Genomic DNA, 5000 nt, shown 5'->3' on the forward strand with positions numbered 1-5000 from the left:
TGCAGATACGCTTCGGCGTCCCGCAGGCTTCCCAGACGAGTGACGAACGCCTGAAACCCCTGAGTAGCTGCGTAAGCCGTGTTGAAGGGCCAGTTTCCAAAGCCGTCATAGGTCTGGTCGTAGGTGGCCTGCGCGACCTCGGGCACCCTGGGGCGCAGCCCCCAGTAAGCCAGCAGCATGCTGACGGAAGTGGGGCTGCACCACACCTCGCCCCCACCTGGGTAGATCATCTGGGAGTAGCTGGGAACATTGAGCAACCTCTCCAGTGGGAGCGGCCTGCCTCCCGCCTGCTGGAAGCGCAGCGACGTATCCGAAGTGTTGAAGGACAGCAGTTTCATCTGCTGGTTCGCTGCCGCCTGATAGCGGAATTGAAAGGCGCTGGCCCGGTAAGGGAGTTTCAAGGTGTCGGTGTCCACCCAGCCGCCTGCCGCCGGGCGGCGCGGCGCACTGCGGCGACCCGTGGCCGCCTGCCAGGAACCGAAACTGAAGTAACGGCTCCACTGCCCGTCCGGCTGGCGCACCCGAACTTCCAGTGTAAAGGGGCGGTTCTCCCCACCCAGGACATTCCAGCTCGGCACCAGTTCATTGAAGGGCGCAACGTTGACCTCTGGCGACGTGGTTGGCCCCGGCTGAGGGACAGGAAGCGCTTGCCAGGTATGCGGCACGCTGGTCTGCACGCTTTTCAGCAGGGTCGTGGGTTGCCCGAAGGACGTTTGCTGGGCATAAGGCGCGGCGGCGGCGGTACTGAAAGCCAGCAGGGCCACAGGGAGCAGAAGTCTGAGCATCAGCTTCACGCTAGTTGGCGCGTATTCAGCTTCTGTAAAGCACGACAAAAGCCCCCGGAGGAACAGGGGCTTTCAGGCACTTGGGGCGGAGTTATTCCACGACAATCGCCATCGTCAGGCCACCACCTCCCGCGACTTCTTCATTGTTGTTGGTGATGTGGTGGGGAATGTGGCAGTGGATTAGCCAGGTTCCCTTCTGGGTGGCCTTCCAGAGCACGTCGTAACGCTGCCCAGGGCCGACATTGATGGTGTCCGCCTTGTAACGCGCCGCCTGGGAAAGGGTTTCTCCGTCGATGGCGGCCACCGTGAACGGCCCGCCGTGAATGTGCATGGGGTGGATGAAGTTGTTGTTCGATCCGATGAAGCGCAGCCGCACCGTCTGTCCGACTTTCATCCTGATGGTTTCGGTGGACGGGTACGCCTTACCGTTGATGGTAAAGAGGTTCGGGAAGAGTCCTTCCATCGGCATGGCCGGGAAGGTGTAGCCCTGAGCCACTTTCCATTCCTGAAGTTGCAGGGTGTACTCCTTGTCAGCTTTCAGGGTCGGGTCGGGTTTCTTCGGATCGACGATCAGTGCGCCGTACAGTCCCAGCCCCTGCTGCCGATCCACGGCCTCGTGCGAGTGGTAGAAGAACGTGCCCGCCTGGTTCACGGTGAACTCGTAGGTGAATGAACCACCGGGGGGAATGGGCTTCTGGGTCACGTCGGCTGAGCCGTCCATCTTGTTCGGGACACTCAGGCCGTGCCAGTGAATGCTGGTGGGGTCAGGCAGGTTGTTCTTCACAACGAAGCGCACCCGGTCCCCCTGGGTGATGCGAAGGCGCGGCCCCGGCACCTGCTTATTGACGGCGTAGGCCGCCACCTGCACGCCCGGCAGGATGTTCCAGTTGATCAGCGAGGTTTCGAGGTTGAAGACCTTCACCCCATTCACGATTTTGGGTTGCAGGGTCTGATCGCCTCTGGCATTGGCTGGGGCAGTGTACGTGACCTTGCTGAGGTCAACCGCCGCCATGTCCTGCATGGCTTCCATGCTCTGATCGGGGGTCATGATCATGCCGGGCGGCATCACCAGGTTGCCCATGCGGGTAACTGTACTGATGGGTGTCTCCGGCAAACTGCTGATATTGGGGCTGGCTGCCGGGTGGTGTTGGTCATGAATGCTGGGCGCAGTGGGCGTTCCCATGTTCATGCCGGGCATGGTGTCCTGGGCAACCACGTTAGAGGCGAGAAGGATGGTCAACACACCAAATCTGGTTTTCATGTCTAAAGCCTGCGCCGACCATATTCAGCTTGTGTAAAGGTTTGGCTCTCCAGCACGACATTCAGCGTGCCTTCATGGACACCGGAGCTTTACAGAAGCTGAACAAATCACGGTCTAGGGTGTAGGCAGTCCATTCCCACCCCTGCGAATCCGGCCCGGACAGCCGGGTTCCTCAAGCTCAAGGAGAGACCCATGAACACCATTTCTGCCATGCTCAGCACCCACCCGAAACCCGGTAAGTTCGATTCCGGCAGTCTGGCCGAATGCATCAGTGCCTGTCTGGAGTGCACTGGTTGCTGCACCATCTGCGCCGACGCCTGCCTGAATGAAACGGAACACCTGGCCCACCTGACGAAGTGCATCACGCTGAACGGCCAGTGCGCGGACGTGTGCGCCGCCACAGCAGGCGTCCTGAGCCGCGTGGGGCAGGGTGACGAAGCGGTGATTCGCGCCCAGTTGCAGGCGTGCGTGGCCGCGTGTCAGGCGTGCGCCCAGGAATGCGAGTCTCACGCCAAGATGGGCATGAAGCACTGCGAAATATGTGCTGAATGCTGCCGCCGCTGTGAAGCCGCCTGCCAGAAACTCCTGGCCTGAGTGCCGCTTTACACACGCTGAACATCAACGTCTTAGCGTCATGGTCATGAATAAAGTGACCGTGACGCTTCTCTTTACGCTGGCCTCCCTGTCTGCTGCCCAAACAGCGGCTCCTAGTCCCGTGCAATTCAGTAGACCTCTTGCGAAAGTCGGAAGGTAGGCTGTGTGGATAGCACACCAGCGATTTGAACGGGTCATGCGGATGACCCGAAAACAGTTCAAGCGCCGTACAGGGGTCTATCCAGAGACGTTTACTGCAATGGAGGCGGCCCTCCAAGCCTGGGAGTTAGATAAAAATCGTTCTGGACGACCACCAGCACGGACATTGAGCGAGCAACTCCTGCTCACACTTGAATTCTGGCGTGAGTATCGCACTCTCTCCCACCTGGCGGAGGATTGGGATATTCACGAAAGCACTGCACAACGGACGATCGAGCGCGTTGAAAACGCGCTTATTGCCAGCGGCCAGTTCGCCCTCCCCGGCAAAAAAGCCTTACTTGAAACAACGACAGCATGGACAGCCATGCTGGTGGATGTGGCTGAAGTGCCTTGTGAACGCCCAAAAAAAAGCAACGCGCCTACTACAGCGGGAAAAAGAAGCGTCATACGCTGAAGATGCAACTTCTGATTCACGCGACGACGCACATGATTATGTGCGTCACCAGTGGAAAAGGAGCGACGCATGACCTCACACTCCTACGCGGCTCCGAGGTCAGGGTTCATCCAGAAGTAGCCTTGATTGGAGACGCCGGATATCAAGGTATCTGGCGTCTCCACCGCTATTCACTCACACCCCATAAAGCCAGCAAGCATCATCCCCTGACGAGCGACGAACGCCTTGAAAACCGTGCCATTGCTTCTATCCGACAGCCCGTTGAGCATGTCATTCGAAGGTTAAAGATTTTTCGCGTACTTAAAGAGGTGTATCGCCATCGGAGACGACGTTTTGGTCTACGACTTTCGCTTATTGCGGGTCTACTGAACCACATGATTCAAGCCAAGCCATGACTTTCGCAAGAGGTCTAGTGGCCTGCCCCCAACTTGTTAAGGCGAACCAATGGCACAATGCAGGCGGCTTGCAGAGTTTCGTGTCCCCTGAAGCCGTCGTGTTCAAGTTTCCCGGCAGCAACCAGAAAGCCGTGGCACTCCCTGCCAGACAGAGGTTCGTTGTCATCGCGCTCAACGCACTTCATGTCCAGGTGCCAGAGCGGACTGTTCAAGACCTCCGTCAGCGTAGCGTGCTGGTGAAAATCCAAGCAGGAAAAACAGTCATTAACAAGACCGCGAAAACCTTCCATAACGGCTTTCTGGAACTGTGGCTAGATTGCAATCAGACCTAGCAGGTCACCCTCAAAATGGGCGGCAAAATCATCACTGGAACGCTGAACACCCAGGCGGGCAGCGATACGTGTATCACCACGATGCGGCTGCAATAACTCAAATTGTGCTAGGGGAACGTATTACCAGCTATAAAGCAATGGTTCGTGCTCAGTAGGTGACAACTTCAGTTTGGCCTCGTCCCAGACGGAGAAAACCAACAGTCAGCCCCATCAAGCTTGATGGGGCTGACTGTTCGCGGTCTTCTGAAGGTGTGAAGTCCACAGAATCCACTGTCCAGCAGGCTACCGCACTCACCCAGCACTTCAAAGCGCACGCCAGTCACCTCCGCATCGACACGCTCCAGCGGCTCATCGATGTCCTCCTGGCGATGATTGCCGCGAGGAGCGTCAATCATCACGACCTGAGTGCCCATATGCCGGGGATGAGTACCCCACAGGGCAAGAAGAGACGAGCAGACCGCACCTTCCGGGATGAGCAACTGGACATGGGCTTTTTCATCGCCCTGCTCGTCGCCCACCTGCCACCAGGAAAGGTTTTGCTGAGTCTGGACCGCACCAACTGGGAACACGGGGAAACGCCCATCAACTTTCTGGTGCTTGGAGCCGTGGTTCACGGCTTCACCCTGCCGCTCATCTGGGTGCCTCTCGACGAGTCTGGGAACAGTCACACCTACGCCCGGATGTGGCTGGTGTTGAAGCTCCTTCGGGCCTTGCCAGCGAAACGCTGGCTGGGTCTGGTGGCCGATCGGGAGTTCATCGGCGCGGAATGGTTCCGCTTTCTTCGTCGTCAGGGCATCAAGAGGGCAATTCGTATCCGACAGACCGACATGCTGGACGACATGAATGGGAAAGAATGGTTTGAGAACGTCCAGCACGGTCATTTTCACGAGATTGGCGAAAAGGTGTTCGTGTTCGGGGAGTTGATGCGGGTGGTGGCGACGAGGTCACCCACAGGTGACCTCGTCATCATCGCTACCGATTTCAATGCTCGGAAGACCTGGAAGCTTTACAAGCAGCGCT

7 protein-coding genes (2 of these 7 cut by a window edge) are annotated in these 5000 nt (G+C 58.1%); 5 read left to right on the top strand and 2 right to left on the bottom strand.

Features of this window, described 5'->3' with window-relative positions; translation table 11 throughout:
• Both G6R31_RS15700 and G6R31_RS15705 read right to left on the bottom strand, forming a co-directional pair.
• Positions 1–785: the 5' portion of a peptidase C39 family protein gene (locus G6R31_RS15700; RefSeq protein WP_051056502.1), read on the bottom strand. The gene continues 262 nt to the left of window position 1, outside the view; the window shows 785 of its 1047 coding nt (coding positions 1–785); it begins with the start codon at positions 783–785; the stop codon falls past the left edge of the window.
• 91 nt (positions 786–876) lie between these two features.
• Complete coding sequence (locus G6R31_RS15705) at positions 877–2046, bottom strand: multicopper oxidase family protein (RefSeq protein ID WP_152423707.1); 1170 nt, start codon at positions 2044–2046, stop codon at positions 877–879.
• Between the two features lie 192 nt (positions 2047–2238).
• Here G6R31_RS15705 and G6R31_RS15710 point away from each other — a divergent pair, with 192 nt between their 5' ends.
• The 5 genes from G6R31_RS15710 to G6R31_RS15725 form a co-directional block, all read left to right on the top strand.
• The gene (locus tag G6R31_RS15710) at positions 2239–2640 is read left to right on the top strand and encodes a four-helix bundle copper-binding protein (RefSeq protein WP_013616027.1); all 402 of its coding nucleotides are present in this window, start codon (positions 2239–2241) and stop codon (positions 2638–2640) included.
• Positions 2641–2842: 202 nt separating this feature from the next.
• Entirely contained in the window at positions 2843–3253 is a 411-nt protein-coding gene (locus G6R31_RS16960) for a transposase family protein (RefSeq protein WP_225983291.1), read from the top strand.
• A gap of 2 nt (positions 3254–3255) precedes the next feature.
• Positions 3256–3648, top strand: a complete 393-nt coding sequence (locus G6R31_RS16965) for a transposase family protein (RefSeq protein WP_229659286.1) — start codon at positions 3256–3258, stop codon at positions 3646–3648.
• 98 nt (positions 3649–3746) lie between these two features.
• Positions 3747–3980: a hypothetical protein gene (locus G6R31_RS15720; RefSeq protein WP_017871117.1), complete on the top strand. Its 234-nt coding sequence runs from the start codon at positions 3747–3749 to the stop codon at positions 3978–3980.
• Between the two features lie 368 nt (positions 3981–4348).
• On the top strand, positions 4349–5000 hold the 5' portion of the coding sequence (locus G6R31_RS15725; protein ID WP_164994042.1) for an IS4 family transposase. Its footprint extends 332 nt past the window's final position; the window shows 652 of its 984 coding nt (coding positions 1–652); it begins with the start codon at positions 4349–4351; its stop codon lies beyond the right edge, outside the window.

The sequence above is a fragment of the Deinococcus wulumuqiensis R12 genome, from assembly GCF_011067105.1.
Lineage (GTDB): Bacteria > Deinococcota > Deinococci > Deinococcales > Deinococcaceae > Deinococcus > Deinococcus wulumuqiensis.

Bases quoted from the DNA above. Each gene is read 5' to 3' on its own strand.
- G6R31_RS15705 (WP_152423707.1), bottom strand. From the start codon at position 2,046: ATGAAAACCAGATTTGGTGTGTTGACCATCCTTCTCGCCTCTAACGTG.
- G6R31_RS15710 (WP_013616027.1), top strand. From the start codon at position 2,239: ATGAACACCATTTCTGCCATGCTCAGCACCCACCCGAAACCCGGTAAG.
- G6R31_RS16960 (WP_225983291.1), top strand. From the start codon at position 2,843: ATGACCCGAAAACAGTTCAAGCGCCGTACAGGGGTCTATCCAGAGACG.
- G6R31_RS16965 (WP_229659286.1), top strand. From the start codon at position 3,256: ATGCAACTTCTGATTCACGCGACGACGCACATGATTATGTGCGTCACC.